Source organism: Exilibacterium tricleocarpae (assembly GCF_007004655.1).
In the GTDB taxonomy this organism is placed as follows: domain Bacteria; phylum Pseudomonadota; class Gammaproteobacteria; order Pseudomonadales; family Cellvibrionaceae; genus Exilibacterium; species Exilibacterium tricleocarpae.
This window is the reverse complement of sequence record NZ_ML660088.1, coordinates 55,437-76,952: the sequence shown is the minus strand read 5'-3', so window position 1 is coordinate 76,952 and position 21,516 is coordinate 55,437. Positions and strand designations below refer to the sequence as shown.

10 protein-coding genes are annotated in these 21,516 nt (G+C 56.0%); 4 read left to right on the top strand and 6 right to left on the bottom strand.

Annotated features, from left to right (window positions below):
* Nucleotides 1-46: 46 nt before the first annotated feature.
* From FKG94_RS02880 to FKG94_RS02870, 3 genes are read right to left on the bottom strand one after another with little or no spacing between them, the layout of a single operon-like run.
* Entirely contained in the window at nucleotides 47-1,780 is a 1,734-nt protein-coding gene (locus FKG94_RS02880) for a SulP family inorganic anion transporter (protein WP_142902696.1), read from the bottom strand.
* Entirely contained in the window at nucleotides 1,780-3,447 is a 1,668-nt protein-coding gene (locus tag FKG94_RS02875) for a bifunctional protein tyrosine phosphatase family protein/NAD(P)/FAD-dependent oxidoreductase (RefSeq protein WP_142902695.1), read from the bottom strand. The genes FKG94_RS02880 and FKG94_RS02875 overlap by 1 nt, the downstream gene beginning before the upstream one ends.
* A gap of 59 nt (nucleotides 3,448-3,506) precedes the next feature.
* Nucleotides 3,507-4,406 (bottom strand): MBL fold metallo-hydrolase, encoded by a 900-nt coding sequence (locus FKG94_RS02870; protein ID WP_142902694.1) that lies wholly within the window; start codon nucleotides 4,404-4,406, stop codon nucleotides 3,507-3,509.
* A gap of 280 nt (nucleotides 4,407-4,686) precedes the next feature.
* Between FKG94_RS02870 and FKG94_RS02865 the strand changes: the two genes are divergently transcribed.
* On the top strand, nucleotides 4,687-6,027 hold the full coding sequence (locus tag FKG94_RS02865; RefSeq protein ID WP_142902693.1) for a sigma-54 interaction domain-containing protein: 1,341 nt from the start codon (nucleotides 4,687-4,689) through the stop codon (nucleotides 6,025-6,027).
* A 50-nt stretch (nucleotides 6,028-6,077) separates the two neighbouring features.
* Here FKG94_RS02865 and FKG94_RS02860 read toward each other — a convergent pair whose 3' ends face one another.
* Nucleotides 6,078-14,417 (bottom strand): FG-GAP-like repeat-containing protein, encoded by an 8,340-nt coding sequence (locus FKG94_RS02860; protein ID WP_179957465.1) that lies wholly within the window; start codon nucleotides 14,415-14,417, stop codon nucleotides 6,078-6,080.
* A 1,556-nt stretch (nucleotides 14,418-15,973) separates the two neighbouring features.
* On the opposite strand from FKG94_RS02860, the gene FKG94_RS02855 reads away from it, so the two are divergent.
* Nucleotides 15,974-17,446, top strand: a complete 1,473-nt coding sequence (locus FKG94_RS02855) for an amidohydrolase family protein (protein WP_142902691.1) — start codon at nucleotides 15,974-15,976, stop codon at nucleotides 17,444-17,446.
* A gap of 283 nt (nucleotides 17,447-17,729) precedes the next feature.
* Here the strand turns inward: FKG94_RS02855 and FKG94_RS02850 are convergent, their stop codons facing one another.
* Together FKG94_RS02850 and FKG94_RS02845 are read right to left on the bottom strand one after the other, a co-directional pair.
* The gene (locus FKG94_RS02850; protein ID WP_142902690.1) at nucleotides 17,730-18,305 is read right to left on the bottom strand and encodes a hypothetical protein; all 576 of its coding nucleotides are present in this window, start codon (nucleotides 18,303-18,305) and stop codon (nucleotides 17,730-17,732) included.
* A 15-nt stretch (nucleotides 18,306-18,320) separates the two neighbouring features.
* Nucleotides 18,321-18,776, bottom strand: a complete 456-nt coding sequence (locus FKG94_RS02845; protein WP_142902689.1) for a YHS domain-containing (seleno)protein — start codon at nucleotides 18,774-18,776, stop codon at nucleotides 18,321-18,323.
* Nucleotides 18,777-19,665: 889 nt separating this feature from the next.
* On the opposite strand from FKG94_RS02845, the gene FKG94_RS02840 reads away from it, so the two are divergent.
* Complete coding sequence (locus tag FKG94_RS02840) at nucleotides 19,666-20,241, top strand: hypothetical protein (protein WP_142902688.1); 576 nt, start codon at nucleotides 19,666-19,668, stop codon at nucleotides 20,239-20,241.
* Between the two features lie 3 nt (nucleotides 20,242-20,244).
* Nucleotides 20,245-21,429 (top strand): hypothetical protein, encoded by a 1,185-nt coding sequence (locus FKG94_RS02835; protein WP_142902687.1) that lies wholly within the window; start codon nucleotides 20,245-20,247, stop codon nucleotides 21,427-21,429.
* Nucleotides 21,430-21,516: the final 87 nt, after the last annotated feature.

Sequence of the window (21,516 nt, the reverse complement as noted above, 5' to 3'; positions counted from 1 at the left end):
AAATATAGCAGAGGGTCGGGTAGATACACAGTTCTCCTATTTTCTGTCACTGGTTATTGCCACTGGCGCATGTAAGCTGCTCAATAGCCTGGTGCTGGGTAAGGAATACCTGACCGCTTAAACGTTGAAGGAACTTGGTCTTTTTAAGGCAATCCATCACCGGTCCTTTGACTTCGCTTAGATGAAAGCTGAGGTCCAATTCGGTCAGGCGCTCGTTGATCGCCTCCAGCGTCTCCAGAGCACTCATATCGATCTCGTTGATTGCCGAACACATTAATACTACGTGCTTTACCTGATGGTTTTCCGCCAGCAACGCATAGACTTTATCCTCCAGGTAAGCGGCATTGGCAAAATACAGACTCTCGTCGACTCGCAGTGAGATAATTTGCGGGTGGGTAGTGACGTTGTGGCGCAGGATATTGCGAAAATGTTCAGTGCCCGGCACTTCACCGACTATGGCAATATGGGGGTGTGAGGTTTTGTAGAGGTGCAGCGCAATCGATGCCAGTACACCGCTGAGCACACCGTGCTCGACGCCGAGCAGCAGGGTTACGGCAATAGTGATGACAAGGCCGATAAAATCCGATTTCGAATAGCGCCAGGTCTGGCGCAGCAGAGAAAAATCCACCAGTGATAAAACGGCGACGATAATCGTCGCCGCCAGCGTGGCTTTGGGCAAATAGTACAACAACGGCGTTAAAAACAGCGCGGCGAAAGCAATGCCCAGCGCTGTAAAAATACTGGCTGCCTGAGTCGCGGCGCCGGCGTCGAAATTGACAATTGAACGGGAAAAACCCCCGGTAACGGGGAAGCCGGCGCTGACCGCCGAGGCCACATTGGCACCGCCGAGGCCGATCAGCTCCTGGTCGGGATCGATGCGTTGGCGGCGTTTGGCCGCCAGGGTTTTGCCGACTGATACCGACTCCACGTAGCCGATAATGGAGATCAATAGTGCGGAGCCGGCCAGCGACGACCACAGCTCAGCGGAGAAGACCGGCAGTTGGAGACTGGGCAATCCACGCGGAATTGCGCCTACCAATGCCACGCCCTGTACCTGCATATTCAGCAGGTAAGCGGTGACAGTGGTGACGATCACCACGATAACGGGTGCCGTCTTGGCAAGCACCGCCGCGTTGGCGGGGGTGAAGCCGACCCCCGTCAACGCGCCTTTAAGACCTTTGCGGGCCCAGAACAAAAACACCAGGGCGCCGGCGCCTATGGCCACAGTAGGGAGATTGACCTGATGCAGATTGCGCCACAGCGATATCCCCAGCTCCAGCAGATTCTCGCCGCGGGCCTCAACACCCAGTATATGCTTTAGCTGGCTGAGGGCGATAATCAGGCCGGAGGCAGTAATAAAACCGGCCACCACCGGATGGGAAAGAAAGTTGGCAAAAAAGCCGAAACGCAGCAGCCCCATGGCGATCAACATCAGACCCGACAGCAGGGCCAGGGCGATGGCGGCGCCGATGGCGTCGGCGTGGCCGGCATCGACAACCCCGGCAATCGCGGCGGCGGTCATCAGCGAAGCCACCGCCACCGGGCCTACCGACAGGGTGCGGCTGCTGCCAAACAGCGCATAGACCACCAGCGGCAGAATGCTCGCATACAAGCCCATCTGCGCGGGCAGACCGGCGAGCATGGCGTAGGCCAGCGACTGGGGGATCAGCATAACAGTGACGATCAGCGCGGCGATCAGGTCACTGCTCAGCAGTTGCCGGTTATAGCCTTTGGCCCAGTCGAGTGCGGGCAGATAGCGCTGCCATGCGGGAGTCCGCATCAGGCGCCGGCTTTAACCGGCTTGGCCAACCACTCCCTGCCTTTGAGCATGGCCCTCCAGTAAATCGGTGGCAATATCGCTTCTTTTAACCACCAGGCGGTACGGCTGGGCTTGGTGCCGTCGATCACCCAGCGCGGGAAACTCGGCAGCAACTTGCCGCCGTAGCCGAACTCGGCCAATACGATTTTGCCCCGCTCCACCGTCAACGGACAGGAGCCATAACCGTTGTAGTGAGCCACTCCCTTGACCACGCCCATGTCTTCGAGCACATTGTTGGCCACCACCGGCGCCTGCATGCGCGCCGCCGCCGCGGTCTTGGCGTTGGGCGCATTGATGACGTCGCCGAGCGACCAGATATTGTCAAACTGTTTGTGACGCAGTGTGGTCTGGTCCACATCCACCCAGCCGGCGGCATCCGCCAGCGGGCTGGCTTTGATAAAATCCGGGGCACACTGCGGCGGACAAACATGAATCATGTCGAACTCCCTGGCCACAAGTTCGCGATTACCCCGATCGTCCTGCCGTTCGAACCAGGCGGTTTTTGCCTCACCGTCGATCTTCACCAGGTTGTGGGAAAAACTGAGTTGGGCGCGGTATTTTTCCACATAGGCCATCAGTGCCGGCACATAGTCCTTGACCCCGAATAAAACGGCTCCGGCGTTGTAAAAGCCGATCTCAATATTGTCGAGCAGTTGCTGCCGGTACCAGTGATCTGCCGACAGATACAGGGCTTTCTGCGGCGCGCCGGCGCATTTGATCGGCATCGGCGGCTGGGTAAACAGTGCCCGCCCGGCCTTCAGGTTTTTCACCAGTTGCCAGGTGTACTGCGCCAGATCGAAGCGGTAGTTGGAGGTGACACCGTTGTGTCCCAGGGTCTCGGGCAGTCCCTCGATAGCCTGCCAATCCAGTTTGATACCCGGTGCAACGATCAGACGGCCGTAGTAAATCGGCTGGCAGTTTTCCAGTGTTACACAATTGTTTTGTGGATCGAAAGCTGCCACCGCCGCTTTTATCCACTCCACCTCTGTGGGGATGAGTGACGCCAGGGTTTTCACGGTTTTCCCCGGCTCGAAGACTCCCGCTCCGACCAGGGTCCAGCCGGGCTGGTAATAGTGCACTTCAGCCGGATCGATTACGGCGACTGAAACCTGCCGGTCTCTTGCCAGCAGGCTCGACGCCGCAGCGATACCGGCGGCACCGGCGCCGACAATCAACACATCGTAGTGTCGTTGCGTGCCGTTGCCCTGGCGATAACCGGCAATGCGCCGGGCGACGCTGCTCATATCGTAGCCCGCGGCCTTGGCGGCGGCGAGGATTTGCGCCGCCGTCATGCCCTGGCGCGCCTGCGCCAGCGACCACAGTGTCATACTGCGCGTGCCGCTGCGGCAGTAGGCGTGTACGGGTTTTGCCAGGCGTGTGTAGGCGCGTTGGAATTCGGCGGCGTTCTCGTCCGTCACCTTGCCCGATAACACTGGCAGGTAGACAAACTCGAGTTGTGCCTGCTGTGCGGCCTGTTGTATCTCGACCATATTCGGTTGGTCGGCGCCCTCGCCGTCGGGGCGGTTGCAGATAATTGACTTGACGCCGGCCGCCGCCAGTGTGGCCACCTCCGCGGGCAGTAGCTGTCCGGAAACGGAAAACTCTTTATTGACTTGCTGTTTGTTCATCGCTGTTTCACTCTGTATTTTATTTTTTCAGGGCCGCCGTGTTGGTGTGACCGTAAGCGCTAAGAAAAAGCATTTATGGGTATTTTCAGGTATACCTCGCCGTTGTCTTCTGCGCACGGCAGGTGCCCGGCGCGCATATTGACCTGCAGCGAGGGCAGAATAAGTTTGGGCATATCCAGGGTGGCGTCACGCGCCTCGCGCATCTTGACAAACTCCGCTTCGCTGATGGTGCGGTTGACATGGATATTGCTGTCGCGCTCGGCGGCGACCGTTGTTTCGTACTCCACCTCGCGGCCGTTGCCGCAGTAGTCGTGACACATAAACAGCCGGGTTGAGTCCGGCAGGCTCAGGACGCGTTGAATCGAGTGGTATAACTGGCGGGCGTCGCCGCCGGGGAAATCCGCGCGGGCGGTGCCGCTGTCGGGCATAAACAGGGTGTCGCCGACAAAGGCCGCATCACCGATTACGTAAGTCATACAGGCCGGTGTGTGCCCCGGGGTGGACAGGGCGTGGCCGAGCATACCACCCAGTTCAAAAGTATCACCATCGTTAAGCAAGACATCAAACTGGGAGCCGTCGCGACAAAACGCCGTGCCCTCGTTGAATACCTTGCCAAAGGTCTTTTGCACTGTGGTGATATGGGCACCGATAGCGAGTCTACCGCCGGCGTGTTCTTGAATATAGGGGGCCGCCGAGAGGTGATCGGCGTGCACGTGAGTCTCAAGAATCCACTGTAACGACAGTTCGTGTTTGACTATGTAGGCGATAATCTGGTCGGCGCCCGTGAAGCTGATGGTGCCCGAGGCCTGCTCGAAATTCATCACCGAATCGATCACCGCACAGGCGTTACTGGTCGGGTCTTTGACGATATAGGAAAAAGTATTGGTCGCCTCGTCAAAAAAAGGCGTCACAACCGGCCGGGTGTCTATATCCGGTTGAAAAGGTAGTTGTGCGTGCATCGCGTGTCCTCCGGGCTGAGATATCAGTCGTTGTCAGGAGAGTTCAATGGTGCTTTTCCGGCTATATCGATACCGGCACCCCCTGCAGAGCTCTGTAGGGAGAGCTACAGCCAGATTTATGCCATCGCCCGGGAAACGGGATGGAAAAATTTAACTTATTGAAAATATTGGATTTTTCTTTATGCCCCGCAACCCTTGCAGGCGGCTTTGAATACTGATTCAATAGCAAGTCTGCCAAATATGGCAGGCTCTCTGACAAATATGGCAAAGGTGATCAGCGATGGAAGTAATCGCCAAAGACACCGATCGCGGTGTTGCCCGCATGCTCGACGGCTATGATCACCCGGCCATCCTGGTGACTGCCGACTACCGTATCCTGGCCACCAATGAGCGCTATCGACAGAGCTTCGGCAGTATTGCCACCGATGCGCCGGCTTATTGTTACCGGGTCTCCCATGGTTACGACAGCCCCTGCGACCAGGCCGGCGAGGAATGTCCACTGGCGGCGGCCAAGGCTTCCGGACAGAAGGAGCGCGTATTGCATGTGCACCAGTCCCCGCGTGGCAAAGAGCATATTGATGTGGAGATGCTGCCGATTTTTGACGAGCGCGGCACCTTAAAATATTTTGTCGAACTGTTGAAGACGGTTGCGGTGGCCAGCGTCGGAGCCAGCAGGCAAGCGCTGATTGGCGCCAGCCGTGCTTTCAATAAGATGTTGGGATTGGTTTCCCGGGTGGGGCCGAGCAATGCCGCGGTATTGTTGCTGGGTGAATCCGGCAGCGGCAAAGAACTGGTGGCTCACGCATTGCACGAGACCAGTCATCGCGCCGGCAAGCCTTTTGTGGCACTGGAGTGTGCCGGCCTTACCGAGACATTGTTCGAAAGCGAATTGTTCGGCCACCTGAAGGGTGCGTTCACCGGTGCCAACTATGCCAAGCAGGGGCTGGTGGAGGCGGCGGACGGCGGCACCCTGTTTCTCGATGAAATCGGCGATATCCCCTACGCGCTACAGGTTAAATTGCTGCGCTTGATCGAAACCGGGACCTACCGGCCGGTGGGGAGTTCGCAGACCAAGAGAGCCGATTTTCGCCTGATCTGCGCCACCCATAAAAACCTCTGGCAAATGGTGGAGGCGGGCAGTTTTCGCCAGGACCTCTACTACCGTATCAATGTGTTCCCGATCCATATTCCGTCGCTCGCCGAGCGCAGTGAGGACGTCCCGCTGATTGCCAATGCCCTGCTCAAGCAGCTCGGTGACCAAACCCACTACCGTTTGACGGAATCGGCGATGGCCCTGTTGCGGGGGCACAACTACCGCGGCAATATCCGCGAGCTGAGGAATATTCTGACGCGCGCCACGGTGCTTGCCAACACCACCGTGATCGATCGGCAGGTGATTGCCGAGTGCCTCGACGATCGCGGGGCCGCGGGCGACGGACCCGGGACTCAGGTCGACCTGAATGTTCAGATCGACCTCAAGACCCTGGAGCAAAACTATTTGCGCGGACTGCTGCAGGCGTATGGGGGCGATAAGGAGAAGGTGGCACAGATCGCCGGTATCAGCGTGCGTTCGCTCTATCGCAAGTTGCAGGAGATCCTGCCCCCGCAGGAGCAGGGGTGACCGCTGGCAAACTCGGAATGCCGTCGCGGTGAAGAGTAAAGCTGTCCTTATCAATGTAATAGCTCACTGTATGGAATGTCTTTAAAAGGATACTGCTCCATAAAGAAGAAGGGGTTGTTGGCCACGCCATATCGGCTTCTGGTTATGAGGCCCAATCCCATGCTCAACCCGTGAACCGGCAGGTAGTTAGCGCCTAAATTACTTTGATTGTAAAAGTGGCCCAACTCGTGGCTGAATGTTCGCGGATCGGCCAGCGATTGCGGGTGGCCGGTCACAACATTGCCTAATGTAATCGCTTCCCCATTGAGAAAATTATTGCGTCTGTCCTCATACACATAGACCCCCTCCCTGAATTCGGGAGAAGCCCCGCGCGAAGAATAGAGCCCAACCGAGTGCCCGACGGTGCGGTTAAGTATGCCGCCGTAGAGATTGTTTTTGCCTCCACGAGTCCCATCAATCACGTAGCCTTTCAGGTAATCAGAAAAATGGTTGATAAAGAAGTTGGCAAACTGATTCGTCTTGAAGAGCTTGGTCATTCCTAAGTCCACAGGAATAAATGCGGCCAGCGCACCTCTCAATGCACCTTTACCGTCACCACCCATTAACCGCCCATTAATAGCACCTGAAGCCAACCTTGCGCCCAAACTGGGTGAGACAGTCGCCGCATAATTGCCCAGCCCGCCGGCAACCGCGCCAGTCAGAGCCCCTTTAAAGCCGGCCTGTATGCTATCCCCGAGACTGGCTCCGTTAAACGCAGCCATTGATACTCCGGCGGCAAAGCCAGCCGCCGCACCTCCCGCGGCACCGGTTATCAGGGTAGAGGCAGCTATGGAGCTACCGACATTGGTACCGACCAGAGCGCTGGCGGCCCAGCTGGAAGCCGCGCCATAGGTCGCTACGCTGATGACGGCTACGGCTACAAATTGAAAAACCTTGTTTTTGAAAAGTTTTTTGAAAAAGTACCCACTTGGATCAGTGTACTTCAGCGGGTTATTCATGGCATAAGCATAGCGGTTGTAACTTTGAGTACTGGCCGGGTCCTGAATCAGCGGATCGGCCTGCAGGAAACGTCCGAGGCGAGGATCGTAGACTCGCCCGTTCATATGCACAAGCCCTACCTCGTCCAGCATTTCGTGCCCGGTGAAACCGTGAGTGGTAATGCTGTGGTCAAAGCTCACCAGTTCGGCAGCCGTGAGTGCATGCCAGTCCTGGGCTGCCCGACGCTGCCCCCAGGCATCGAAACTCATTGTCTGGAGAACCGTTCCCGCCCGATCCGTAATGGTGTCGATAGAGCCCAGATGATCTTTATACAGGTAGTGCGTGTTTTCGCCGGTCTCGGCACCCAGGGCATCGCGGGAGACCGTAATCAAGACGTTGCCCGGCAGGTAACGCCTGATTTCCCGGGTGCCGTCGGGTTTTGTCGTTTTCTCCACGTCACCGATATAGCGTGTGGTGGTGGTGCCGCCGGCACCGGTATCGGTGCGCAGATAGCGGGTGCGCTGCGGGCCGTACTTGAAAGTCGTGGAGTGAGAGCCTTTGTCGATTCGGTAGGGTTTGTCGAAGGTGGTATAAGCAAGCGTGCGACCGTTGCCGTCGCTGGTCATATTGCCGTTAGCGTCGTATTGGTAAGTGACGCCATCAGAGGTTTCACAGACGGCGCGCGGGCCGAAGCCGTTGCTGCATTGGCTGCCGTAGCGGTAGTCACCGACGTCAGACTTGAACGTAATATTGCCGAGGCCATCGTACTGTAACGTCTGCGCGGCACGGCCGGTGACCTGCGCGGATACCAGTCGATTGAGATTGTCGTAGTCGAAGTGCTCGTGCAGGTTTTTGCCACCGCTGTAATCGTAACGGTCCACCAGATTATTGATGTCGTCCCAGCTATAGGTGTGATCCTGTATATCGCCAAGCCCCGGCGCCAGCTCACTTGATAACGCCAGCAGGCGGCCGGTAGCGGCGTCATAGCTGTTGCGGCTGGTCACGCCGTTGCCGCCCAGTGACTCGGTCACATTGCCGCGCAGGTCCATGCTGACCACGGTGTAGTAAGGCGTTTGTTGGCCGTTGATGCTGTTGGCGTCGACCACCTGGTGGAGGTAACCGCGGGCGTTGTAGCGGTTCTCGATGGCACTGTTCCGCCAGTCGCCGTTGCCGCCTGCGTCGTAGAGCTGGAAGTCGCGGCCGTACTGGTCGTAGGTCGCCTTTTCATAATGATTGTCGTCGCCGTCACCGCCGAGGTTAGTGGCGGTTTCATCGATGCGACCGAAATTGTCGTAGTACAACTGCTTGATGTAGCCGCTGGTACTGTCCTGAACCAGTTCCAATGCGGCCAGCCCAAAGCCGCTCAGCGCGTTGTTGTACTGCCAGGTGGCGTTGCTCTCGACACTGCCGTCTGCGCGCCGGTCCACGCGGCTGACCATGCGTCCCAGAATATCGTAGTCCATTGTGCTGATCTGACTTTTAGCGTCTGTTTCGGTCAGCAGTTCGCCGAAGACATTGTAGGTGTAGTGCCAGTCGCCTTTATCCGGATCGCTCATAGCGATTTTGCGCCCCAAGTGGTCGTAGCTCATGGTGATCACAACCGTGCGGGGGTCGGCAGGTGTGCCGTGGCTGGTGCTTGTTTCCAGGTTTCCTTCAACGTCGTAGGTATGGGTAACGCGGCCATTGTCGTGGTCTGCCACCTGGATTGGTTCCCCAAGGGCGTTGTGAGTTTGCGTGTTCACATGGCCGAGGGGATTGGTGGTGGTCGTGATATAACCGCTGTATGCCACCGTGACATCGCCGTTGACGCCGGGCAGGTCGGTGCGAATCACCCGGCCCAGGATGTCGTACTTCATTTCGGTCCAGTACCGGGCAACACCGCTGTGAGGTTCGGATGTTCGCTTCACTCTGCCCAGGTGATCGTACTCGGTATCCTGGTATGACCAACTACCGTCGAAAGTGCGCACAGCGGTGCGAATCTCGCGCCCGAGCTGGTCGTTGATAACATAGCTGGTGCCGCCGCCGGCCCGGGTGGTGGTTATCTTGTAATGGCCACTGGCGGGGCAGGAGCCGTCGCAGTAACTCCATAACGTACGACTCCAGCCGCCGGTGCTGGTGTATTCCTGGACTGTGCGACCAAATGCACCGTAGTCCACACTGGCGGTAACGCCGTTCACATCGCGTGTCAGTGTCGCCTGGCCCCGTGCGTTTCTGGCCAATACCTGCCGGGTGACCTGACCGTACCCATTCTTGGTCACATCGATATAGCGACCGATGCTGTCGTATACCGACTCACTGACGCGCGTTGTGACTCCCTGCCCGCCCTGACTGGTTTTGATCGTATTGCCGAATTGATCACGCTCGTAAGTCGTGGTCAGCGCCAGGGTGGGCCGATCGGGTTCGACGATTTCCGTCGCCAGCAACCCGCTGTGAGCACCGCTGGAGTAGTAATTGAAAACGGATACGCGGGTTTTGGCAGCAAGGCCATCTCGACGGGCGGTGACTTCGGCACGCGTCAACCGACCCAACTCGGCGTAGCTGAAACTGGTGCCGTGCAGGTTCAGACTCTGGCCGGTCCCGTACTGATTGACCGAGGTTTTGGTGAATGTCTCTCCATTGCCTGTGGTTACGGCAGTGATGGTTTCCGGATTGCCGTGGCTGTCGTAACTGCTGGTGGTGGTGACAGTTTGCAGCGCCGTCGCACTGACATCCAGGTTATCGCTGTTGCTCTCATTGGTGCTGGTCTGGTAGGTGATTTCCTTACTTTCAGCAACATAAGGCTGATAAGGCCCCGCCGGTGGTGCGCCGGTGCCGTTCCAGCCTTGCAACTTCCAGATGTTGTCAGTACGGCTGAGAATTGCACCGGTGGCCGTGCGTACCTCAGTGCTCAGGGGGTAGCCGATGAAGGGGAAGTCCTGTCGATAGGTGGTAGTGGTTTCCACGCCGGTTTGTTCATCCCGGGATTTAACCTTGTGAAAGCCTAGAAACCCCCGTCCACCGGCTTGAATTTTTGCCTCGCCATAATAATAACTGACGTTGTTGGCGGCACTGGCGTTGATACCCGGTAAGTCGCCCGCTGCCGGAGCGGAGGAAGAAACACGTGTCACCACATAAACCGGCGCTCGCCATTCGAGGGTCGGTTGGTAGGTGCCGGTTACGGGGTTGGTCTTACCGAAACTATGGTTGCCGGCGGGCAGCTCCCAGCCGCCGTTTAGATGCTCGTAAAAGAGACTGAAACTGGTAAAACAGTAGTTGACTATTTCCCTGGGCTGCTGGGCATTAAAGAAAACGACGGGTCGATTGCTACACTGCTCCCGGGTGCTGACGTCGATATTGTTGTAGTGATTGCTGTCGGTCAACGACTTGTACGTGATATTGGTGTTTTGACCGAGACCGTTGTCGATACGGGTGATGACATTCAACGGCTGGTCAGCGGGGTTGTTACCGGGAAAGTTAAACAGGTAATTGCGCGTTACATAGATATAGTCAGGCAGGCCATCGCCGGTGAAATCAACAAATTGATGGGCGTCCTTGGCGTTGCCGGAGGTGTTGCGCCAGGGTAGGGCAAGGTTGAAGCCGGTGTGGTTCCAGGTCCGCACATACATCTTTTTTGCAACCGGGTCGTGCCAGATCAAATCCGGGAAACCGTCCCCGTTGTAGTCGGTGAACTGGACCTGGTTGTCCTTTGGCAGAGTGCCCAGACTGATCGGGGCATTGAAACCGTCGCCGTTGTTAATCCGGTACTGCCACTCACTGGCGGTATCGGTCTGGCCATAGACAATGTCTGCCAGGCCGTCGGCATTTAAGTCGATAATGCGTGCCCGTTTCGGAACTGCAGGCACGTTGCTTGTGTAAGTGCTGAAGGTTTCGTCGCCGTTGTGCACGCTGATATTGTAGGCGGAGAATACGCAGCCACCCCCGAGACCACAACTGCTGTCGACAGTTTTGTAATGCCCGTAGATGTCCGTCATGCCGTCGCCGTTGAAATCAGCAAATTGCGAATCTTTTAGCGACAGGTAGGTATTGCTCTTCCCCACGAGGTAATCTATGGTCAGTGTCACCTCCGGGCCGAAGTGGTAGTAGTGATCGGAACCCAGCGGCTGGGACGGGTCCGGCTGCATATAGCGCACCCGCACTTGTGCAGACGTCACATACAGCACGTCAAGGAGACCGTCGCTGTTGATATCGACAAACTTGGCGTCCTCAGTGGTCACCGGAGTGGCCAAGGGAGAGGCTGACAACCTCCAACCGCCACCTGCTTGCGGTTTGGACAGGAATACCCGCCAGCGTCCACTGCGCTTGTTGTAGACAATGACGTCGTGCCGACCGTCGGCGTTGTAGTCGATGACTTCCATATTGACCGCTTCGCTGCCCACATCTTCACCAAATGTCACCTCTGTTGCGCCGGTGCTGAAAACCGCCGCCTGCAGTTGCGTACCGTCGGAGACCGCATATTTGAGTTGGTGGTCGGTGTCGCTGCCGTCGAGGTCCCACTCCAGCCAGACCAAATCCATAAAACCGTCACCGTTAATATCTGCCGGCCTGTAGTCAAATACCCCTCGGTCGTCTTTTGGTGACAGGTTAAGGCTGCTGATATGGTTGGCGGAGAAACCCGGCTGCGGCACTGACCAGGTCAAGTCTGTCGGGGTTAAGTAAACGCCACCGGCCCGTTCCCGCACTGTTTCGAGTTTGCTGATCTTATTGGCCGCGCCACCGACCGGCAGATAGGTGAAGTCGTAGCGATTGATGGTTGTGCCGTTGTTTCTTACCTCGATACCGGCCAGGCGTTTTTTGGTTTCAAATACATAACCGGCAATATAAGCCTGTATGGGGTCCGAGCGATCATTCAGCTCATAGTCAAACACGATTTCCGCGTTGGGGCTGTTGCCGCCGCCGTATGCGTACTGAATCGTATCGATAAGGTGGCCGTCACTGTTATTGATGTAGTTATAGTCAATACCGTTACCCGCGCTGTCCTCGAACCGGCTGAGGGCCCAGGTCACGGTGGCTGTTGGCCCACCCTGCTGGCGTGTATCGGCGGTGTTGCCATAGTAGCTGATAGATCCGTCTTTGCGGACTACCGTAAAGTACTCGGGGTGCCCGCGAGTTCCACCGTGGGATGTGATGCGCGAGTAGCTGTCAATTTCCGTAGTGTAAACAGCGCCTACAGCCCCGTAGGTAAAACCGTTGTCGACAATCAAGCGTTGGCCGTCCAGACAGAAACGATCGTGTTCACTGAACGTAATCGGCTTGGCCAGTGCATCCTGGGAGAGTGTTTGGCGGCAGCGGTTGATACCCGACATACCCGTTACCGTCCACCCCTTTCCTACAATCCCATTGCGGTTTTGACTCGAGTAGGCCAGGGAAATCTCCGGTGCGACACCAGCGGTGCCCTCCGGAGTTGGAATCGGAATGCGGTAGACGGCTGCACCGGATTCATCCACCCGGAATTGCCCGGCCGTTGCGCCAACGCTGTCCGAGGCACCGCTGTCCGGCGCCGCCGGCTTGGCTGCCGGTGCGGGCGGCGCCTGTGGCGGCAGCACGATCGTGACCTCTACGGGGATAACCGCAGTATAGCCACTGCAGTTGTCCCGGTTGCAGGCTTTTACCCGATATTCATAGACTCCGCCGGCACTCACCTGAATATCGGCCGTCAGGCTGTCGCTGGTTTGTATCTCTTCCCAGCTACCACCACCGGGGCCACGTTGTTCGAGTACATAGTTATCGATGCGCACGCCATCGGCTATCCCCCAAATAAGGGAAAGGTTGCCGCTGTCATCGGGTAGTGTGGCTATCTGAATGCCGCCCGGCACGCCGGGTGCGGGGTAGGGGATATAAACTGCCAGACCCGTGCCGCCCGGCGTGAAGCCGCTGCAGTGGTCAATGTCGTTGGCGCAGGATTGAATCCGGTGGTAGTAGGTCTGCCCGTAAACGCCACCGGTAAAGCTGTAGCGGGTGGTATCCGGTGAGAGTGACGGCAATAGCGTACCGTCCCGACTCAGGCGGAAGAAATTATTCACTCCCGGCGCCGGGTTGATAAACTCGTTCGGCAGCACCCAGCTAAGGCTGTAGTTGCCCGCGCTGCTGACCGCACCCTCGAGTCGGAAGTCGCCCGGCGCCCCCGCAATCGGATAGGGGCGCACCAGCACCGTAATCGGGTCGCTGACCGTGACGGCATCGGCGTTGGCTGCCCGAACGCGATAAGTGTAGCGGGCGTCGGTGGCGGTATAGTTATCCGGCTGGTCAAAATACTCCTGGCCGGCGATGCCGTCGCTGTTGGGCACGACACTGCCCTGGTCATTGAGCAGTTCCACGGTGGTTGCCACACCGGAGGTTGACCACAGCACTTTGTAGCGACCGTAGTAGCCGGCATCATAAGTGTTGGAACCCACCGAGCCCACGTCAGTCGAGATACTTACCCCGGGTGCGGGATAGCGAACCGTAGCGCACTGTGCCCCGGTGTAAGCGCTACTGGCATCTGCATTGCGTGCTCTTACTCGATAGCAATAGGTGCCGCGGGCGCGGCTGCTGAATGTCTTGCTGCGCTGACTGTTGTTTTGTACGGTGCTCCAGTTGCCGCTGTTGAACCGTTCCTGCAACTCATAGCTGCCGACGGTGCCGGTGGCGGCGTTCCAGGATACGGTGTAGTTGCCGGTAGTCAATGGATTGGCATCGGACAGGGCGAAGCCGCTGATAGCGCCCGGCTGACAGTAGGGCTTGCGAATGCCTGCGCCGTAGCGATAGGGCCCCCACCCGCTGTAATACCCACCCAATTGGTAGCGGGCCCGGACGGCAAATTCATAGTCGTAACCGGCGGGCAGATTTGAACGCGAGTATGACGTGGAGGTATGGGTTGAGGACAGGGTGGACCACGCCGACCAGTTGCCGCCGGACACCCGCTGGCGTTGGATGACTTGGTAAAGGCCGGCGCCGGTTGCGGCGCCCCAGCGCACGGTAAAATCACTGGCGTTGCCGCAAGTCAGGCTGGTTGGTGAGTAAGTGATGGTTCCGGGGGTTCCGGGCAGCCTGGTTACCGTGGTTCGGGTCTCGCCGGACCAGGCTTCCGAATCAAACCGATCCACTTCCTTCAGTGTTGGCCACCCGGTGAGCAAGGTGTAGTGGCGACGCACGAACGCCTTATAGCGGTAGGTACCATTGCCGCGATTGAGTGACAAAGAATAGCTTGCCGCAGGTATGCGGCCGGTTTGCGCAATAATTGTCCAGGCACCGCCGTTAACACTTTCATAGATATCGTAACTTATTTCCTTTTTGTTACAGACGATGCCATGACAAGTGGCCGGATAGTTGAAATCAGCGTTGATGGTGACGTTGTAGCTGCCATCGGTACTGTGTCCGCCATCGCTGGTACTGGCTCCGGCCGGCCATTGGGCATTGGCCGGTAGCGCAAACAAAGCGGTGATTACCCATAGTGTCCAGGTGCCCAGGCGAAAAGCTCTCCTGTGGCAGGTGTTTACGTGACAACGACCTGTGTGAGCTGTGCCTATACGCTTGCAACACTGGGTTATTGTGTGGATGAAAGAAAAAGTGTGTGGTGCCGGAAACTGCTGACGGATGCTGTTCATTTCTTAATGCCCTCTCCCTGTTTCAGCGCGGTTTACCTGGAATCGGTTGCTATTTTTCTTGCTTTTTTCGAGCTGCTACGTCTATTCAGTTTTTATACGTTTTCTTTTTTACGTTTTTACTAAAACCTTGCTGATGTTTTTAATCTGCACGAGCCGACTCTGGCTGTTCGCAAGGGCGGGCCGTTTCACAGTAAGGCATCAGTACAGCACATTCTTTCACTGGTGGAAAATCGGCTAAAGGAAAAATTCACTGGTTGCTTTTGATTGGTATTCAAGCAGTGCTGCTGCCTAGTCTAACTCAATGTCCTCGATTGTTGTCAAGTCGTATGAAAGTAAAATTTATTAAATTTATTAAGGAAATATTTATTCAAAATTTGATAATCAAACTGAGTTGAGATAATTAACGCGACAAGTATGCCGCTATTTATATATTTTTCTTCCGCTGTAAACGTTAAGAAATTGGCTTGTAACACCTGTTACTTTTTTCGGCTTTCTATTAACGCAGGTCGAAATATATCCTTTTAGTAAAAGTCGATGTCGGCGCCAGAATGAACGCGACGATGGGTAAGCTATTGTTTTTTTTGATTTTGCTCGCTTTCCTGCGAACGCAGGATTTTAGTGGCGGCTACACATAGGAATTATCAAGTCGGTCGGGCTGGCGCTGGAATACCCACCTTGCTTTATATTTATATCCTATGAAATTTGATTGGCCTTTACTGTCCTACATAGGTGTAAAAAAATATTAGATATCTATATTCAGTGTGACTTTTATTTTTTTTATAGCGAAAATTCTAGTTGGATACCGCAGTTTGCCTATTTGATTACCAGCAAATAGTATTTACTGGATTGCAAATGTGTTGAAGACAGTGGCAATTCAACTGCGGGATGCAGTTATACGAGGGTTTTAGGTAAGGACCACTAGTTTCCAGTATTTTATATTGAAGTATTTCACACAGCTTTTTCGATTAAGCGAGGCTATTGACTCCACTTGTAAATAGTAAAACAGCGTGCCGGCGAGACTTACAGGCTTATTGAAAAAGCGTGTGACAGTTTGGATTGGTTGCCTTCAGGTAGTGGCTTTAGTAGCAGCTTCGAGACCATTGCCGGTATCTGTGATTCCGCATTCGGCGGAGGTGCCGTCCCCGGCAGCCGCAGAACAGGCTTTCGTCACTTAAATCCTCATGACAACTAAATCTGTCTGTTACGCCCTTGTCAGATGCCGTTAATGCTGGGATGCTTAAGCTTATTCCCCTGTAAGGCATCGTCGATGGTTGAACTCCCTGCCGAGTGGTCAAGTGCCACCATTTTCTTGGCAAGTGATTCAATACCTCGCCCTTGACAGGGAATCCCTGTCTGCACCCACAGTATTTAAGAGGAGCTTTGCCATGAGCCAGCGCGATCCCGACGGTCAGTTACTCCCTGTTCGCATCGATGCCACCTCCAATGGTGAGTATGCACCACAAGCTTTGGCCCCCCACAGTGTCGCCGCCAATGAGCTTGCCCAGCGGTGGGCCGGTGACAACGCCCGCCGCACGGGCATGAGTCGGCGGGCATTTATGATGTCGCTGGCCGGTGCGGCGTCGACGCTGATGGCGTTCAACCATATGAACGCGGCGGCGGGGAAAACCGGCGGGCGCTTTGAGCTGGCCGGCGAGGCGGCCCTGGATGAAGCCGCTGCGGCAGAAACCCTGAGCGGTAAAGAATTTATCTTTGATATTCAAGGACATTATGTGAACCCGGAAGGGGAGTGGGTGCGCAAGCTGCCGCCGGGCCGACAGCCGTTTCGACTCAACAATCCCTGTATATTGGATGCGCCGAAAGAGGGGCTCGACTATCTGAAGTGTTTGCGTGCCGATGAATTTATCAAAGACATTTTTCTGGATTCGGACACCGATATGATGGTGCTGTCATTTGTTCCCAGCACGCGAGAGTCGGAACCCCTGACGATAGAGGAAGCCGACCAGACCCGCCGTATTATCGATGCCATGGAAGGCGAGCACCGGTTGATGCTGCACGGCAGGGTTAACCCCAACCAGGCCGGTGATCTGGAGGACATGGAACGCCTGGCGGCGGAATTTCCGATCGCCGCATGGAAAACCTATACCCAATGGGGTCCGAACGGCAAGGGTTTTTTCCTGACCGATGACGTAGGAGAGGCGTTTATCGCCAAGGCCAAGGCTTTGGGCGTGCGCAATATTGCCATCCACAAAGGCCTGTCTTTTGGCCCCAACTCATACGAACACAGCCTTTGCAGCGACATCGGCCCGATTGCCAAGCGCCATCCCGATATGAACTTTATCATCTATCATTCCGGTTACGATGTGAATGTAAAGGAAGAGGCATTTGTGCCGGGCAAAGGTAAGGCCGCCGGTATCGACGTGTTGTGCCAGTCATTGATCGACCACAAAGTCCCGCCTAATACCAACGTCTATGCCGAACTCGGTTCCACCTGGCGCTTTCTTATGCGAGACCCGGAGCAGGCTGCGCACTTACTGGGGAAATTGATTAAGTACTGTGGCGAGCACAATGTACTATGGGGCACAGACTCTATCTGGTACGGATCACCACAGGATCAAATACAGGCATTGCGCGCCTTCCAGATATCATCTGAGTTTCAGGAGCGCTTCGGTTACCCGATGTTGTCGCGGGATTTAAAGGCCAGGATTTTTGGTCTGAATGCCACTAAACCTTACGGTGTCTCCACAGAGGAAGTATTGCGCCGTTCCAAAGCCGATAAGGTTTCCACGAAAAAACAAGTGTATTTGGAGCAACCTGACCCGAGTTTTACGACTTATGGGCCCAAGACCCGGGCGGAGTTTTTACGATTGCGGCGCCAGCAGGGTATGGGGCCGGGCTAATAACTCATAGTTGTTGGGGGGCGCTGTTAACGGTAAGGTTTTCCCGGGTGACTAATTGACTGGCGCTGTCCAACAGCGTCGGCTTTTAAATACCGATTGCTACTGACGCTATGCTTTCTATAAAAATAAAGCCATACAACGCCGGCCGATAGAGCCGCGATACGGGTCGAAGCCCGGCCTGCCTCCTCACTTCGATGGAAAACTGGCAGTTCATTGTCATATCGCCTGAGCTGACTCAATTAGTGTAGACAGGCCCTAGCGAAAGACAAAACCGCCAGGCAACTCAAGACAATTGCCAAACCATCCTACAGGTGCCCCATTGACCATGAACAAAGCTCAATCCCTTATAGACAATTCTCTGTAGCGCTCGCCACACGTTTACTTTTCCATTGACGTCCTTGAGGTGGTCGGACCCGATCAATACGAGCACACCTCGCCCGGCACGATCGACTCTATGCCTGCATTTCACCACTTGTTTGGCGAAGTGTCGCTGACGCTTTTTTGAGGTGGTCAATTGATTATCGGCTAACACGACTTTCGTGTCTGCTTTGTTGCACGTCTCTATTACCGTCCGCATGGGGACAGGTGGGGCATGGCCCATAGGACCGGATTCCTGATAATCAATCATCTTGAGGATTTCTTCAGACGAGGAGTTTTTCTGTAGTGAACTGTCGTATTCTATACAAAGGTACTGAACGCAGCAGGTCGCCAGAATTTCACAGCAAATTTCTCTGGCATCACCGCTCGTGTGGGTTTCTCCAAGATAGACCGTGCCGCCGGCGGCGAGAACAGACTTGCATTTCTGCACTAACCCTTCGCGTCCTACTTTTTCAAATTCTCCAATACTGGTGCCGGGCATTACTCATCTCCTGTCTCAGTTGTTTAATACACCGGGCCAGTTGCTATCGGCTTTGGCGATATTACCCGGAATATCTTTGACCCACTTCTTCTGAACACGCTTGCTTAGATTCAGATACAGCTTGTTGTCGACAATGCGCCAGGCATCCGGATCAGTCGGTTTGGTAAAATTGTGCGATACCGCAAAAGCGCAGTAGCCGCCATATTGGGGTGCATACTGCTCGGGATTGGCGATAAACTTTTCCCGGTTTTCAGCCGATGCGAACTTCCAGGTCGCGCCATTCCATTCATAAGTAAACTGATCGGAACCGGATACGGCGTCCTGGCCCGGCTGCAGAGAAAAATAGGCGACGGGATCAGTGCCTTTGATAGCGCCGTGTTTTTTGTGCGAATAGACTTCGGGGTCGGCAGCCATCGCTGCGCCGGACATCAGCAGTGCGCCAATCAGCGTTATGATTTTTTGCTTGAACATAAATGTTTCCTTTTTCGATATAAAGTTATAACTGAATAGTAGTGGGTTATAACGCTATATCAAGGAGTCATAACTCTACACTGGCTAGCGGTTCGCCAACTTGTCTCCGGAGCGGAGGAAGTTGATGTGAACCGAGCCTATAGAGTGTCCGCCGCTGATAAAGTTTCGACGGTGTTCATGTTTGTACCCAACTCGACATTTGTGCGCCGCTTTCGGACAGGTTTAAGTTAACTGGTTTAGATCAATCCTGGAGGATTAGCAGCGGCAGCCGTCAGCACGGCGGTTTTGGCGCATTCTGCAGTGCGACAGGTAAAGCCAAATACCGGCTTACCTAAGACGGAAATATTGACTCCTGCTCACAACCTGGGGGCGGCTGTTCGCTGCCTGCTCTATAACGGGTTCAATATTGAACGACAATTGAGCTGACGGGTCCTATGACAATGTGAAACAATGTATCGTTTTATGAGTCGGCAAAATGCTGGCGCCGCACTGGCGCTTCGTGCAACGACGGCAACATAATTGTGTCCGGATTACCACTGGTCTCGGCCGCCCTTGCGGGCGTCAGGTGGTGCTGGCTTGGGTGGGACGGCCTGAAGGGGTTCGGGGGAATTAAAGGGTTTCGGGTTGATTAAAGAGTATCGGGTGAAATTGTATCGGCTCGGACTCGAGTGGCGTCGCTCGGGGCGATCTGGATTACGTCGGTCCGGATTGCACCAACCGGGGCCGGTGTGGCAGGCTGGCACAGCAACTGATGAAGATGCTTAAGATGAAGTATACTGGGGCAATTTTTTTGACTTTGGCTGCTTTTTTGGTCACAGCTTGTGGCAAAGGCACTAAACCACAGACGTTCCGCGAGCCTGTCAGAGCCGATTTTTCCGGCGCCTGGGAAATGGATTACAGCCTTAACGACGACGTGCGGGCCAAGCTGGACAACTACTTTTACCGTATGCGCAGGGCGGCTGAGCGCCAGGACCCCCAGCGTGGACTCGAGCGCCGGGGCATGATAATTGGCGGTTATGCCGGCAGTGCCGCAACCGTGGTCGATATGGCGCGGTTTGTCGAGCAGATCACCCGGATCACCACCATGGACATCGAGCAGACTTACGACAGTATCAGTATCGAGCGGGAGGGGACCTTTTCCCTCGATTGCCGGTTCGATGACAGCAAGCAGCAGACCCACGACAATCCGTTCGGTAAAGAGCTGTGTGGTTGGGACGGGCACCAGTTGGTCTTTTACCTGAGCCTGCCCGGTGGCATGGACCTGCAGCAGCGACTGACGCTGTCGCGCGATGGCCGGCAAATGAACGTCGCCACCACGTTGCGGTTGGACCAGGCGCCCGAGCCGTTTACGCTCAATCGCGCCTATATGCGCTTCGAGGGTTTGCCCAACCACTACAACTGTGAACAAACCGTGACCCGCGGCAAGGTTTGCAGCCTGGCCACCGATACGCAGTCGCAAAGGTAATCCATGGTCCGCCTCTCAAGCTGCGCAGTGTGGTGGCTGGTCGTTCTGGTACTGGGCGGCTGTGCCGGACCGGTGGTGGCGCCGGGGCCCGCGGCGGGGCCGGTAACTGACACTGCAAAGGCCACTTCGGCTCAAGCGCTTACAACGGTAGAACCCTCTGCATCACCCGAGGCATCTGCTGCGCAGGTTCCGGGGCCGGGCTTGCAACCGCCCGCAGTGGCGCTGGATATCGGCATAGTGGTTTTCGATCCCGGTCTTCCCGAGGACCCCACCGCCCAGCGCCAGTTGGGGGTGTTTCCCCTGATTCGCAAGGCGGAGGGGCGCTACCTGCCGGCTCTCTTGCGCCAGACACTAATAGACAGCGGACACTGGGGCGTGGTCAGGGTGATGCCGCAGGCCTATCAATCGTCGGATTTGTTGATTGAGGGTGTTATCCGACACTCAGACGGTGAGGTGCTGACGCTGGCTATCGAAGCCCGCGACGGCGCCGGGCGCATGTGGCTCGATAAAACCTACCAACATACCGCCACTGAGCAGGATTACCAGCGCTCCGGAGTCGATCCGTTTCAGGCGCTGTTCGATGTCATCGCCCGGGATTTACTGGCCGCGGCTGCGGGGTTGACGCCCGCTCAGCATCGGCAGATCACCCAACTGGCCCGCTTGCGCTACGGCGCGGAACTCTCGCCGGAGACCTTCGAGGCCTATTTGCAGCGTGACGAGGCGGGGATTTACCAGTTGCGCCGCCTGCCGGCGCAGGACGATCCCATGTTCGGGCGCATCGAGCGCATCCGCCGCTACGAGCATCTATTTATAGATACCGCGGATGAACAGTATCTCGGCCTGTTCGGTGAGATGCAAAAGACCTACAATCTCTGGCGCCGCTACAGTCGCGAGCTGCTGCTGTATATCAGGGCCGACGACAGCCGCGACCCCAGTCAGCGGCGGGGATTGCGCCGCGGCAGCTTCGCCTGGCTGAATGCCACCTACGGGGATTACGAGTGGTTTCGGCGGCAGGAGCAACTGATGGAGGAGCTGTCGGGTGGCTTCAATAACGAGGTGGTGCCCACAGTGCTGGAGCTGGAAGATTCGGTAGTCAACCTCAGCGGTGACCTTGAGACCCAGTACGGTCAGTGGCGATCTATCCTGCGGTCGCTGTTCGAACTGGAAAGGGGCGCGCCGCCGCCTTAAAATACCTGACAGAAACACTCGGATAAATACTTGACTATTTTGCTTGGTTATATCATATTGTCGCCTGGGCTCGAAGCGGTTGGCGGC

Coding starts and splice junctions, on each gene's coding strand:
- FKG94_RS02850 (WP_142902690.1), bottom strand. CDS start 18,305: ATGCCCGGCACCAGTATTGGAGAATTTGAAAAAGTAGGACGCGAAGGG.
- FKG94_RS02840 (WP_142902688.1), top strand. CDS start 19,666: ATGGATTACAGCCTTAACGACGACGTGCGGGCCAAGCTGGACAACTAC.
- FKG94_RS02870 (WP_142902694.1), bottom strand. CDS start 4,406: ATGCACGCACAACTACCTTTTCAACCGGATATAGACACCCGGCCGGTT.
- FKG94_RS02835 (WP_142902687.1), top strand. CDS start 20,245: ATGGTCCGCCTCTCAAGCTGCGCAGTGTGGTGGCTGGTCGTTCTGGTA.
- FKG94_RS02865 (WP_142902693.1), top strand. CDS start 4,687: ATGGAAGTAATCGCCAAAGACACCGATCGCGGTGTTGCCCGCATGCTC.
- FKG94_RS02875 (WP_142902695.1), bottom strand. CDS start 3,447: ATGAACAAACAGCAAGTCAATAAAGAGTTTTCCGTTTCCGGACAGCTA.
- FKG94_RS02880 (WP_142902696.1), bottom strand. CDS start 1,780: ATGCGGACTCCCGCATGGCAGCGCTATCTGCCCGCACTCGACTGGGCC.
- FKG94_RS02855 (WP_142902691.1), top strand. CDS start 15,974: ATGAGCCAGCGCGATCCCGACGGTCAGTTACTCCCTGTTCGCATCGAT.
- FKG94_RS02845 (WP_142902689.1), bottom strand. CDS start 18,776: ATGTTCAAGCAAAAAATCATAACGCTGATTGGCGCACTGCTGATGTCC.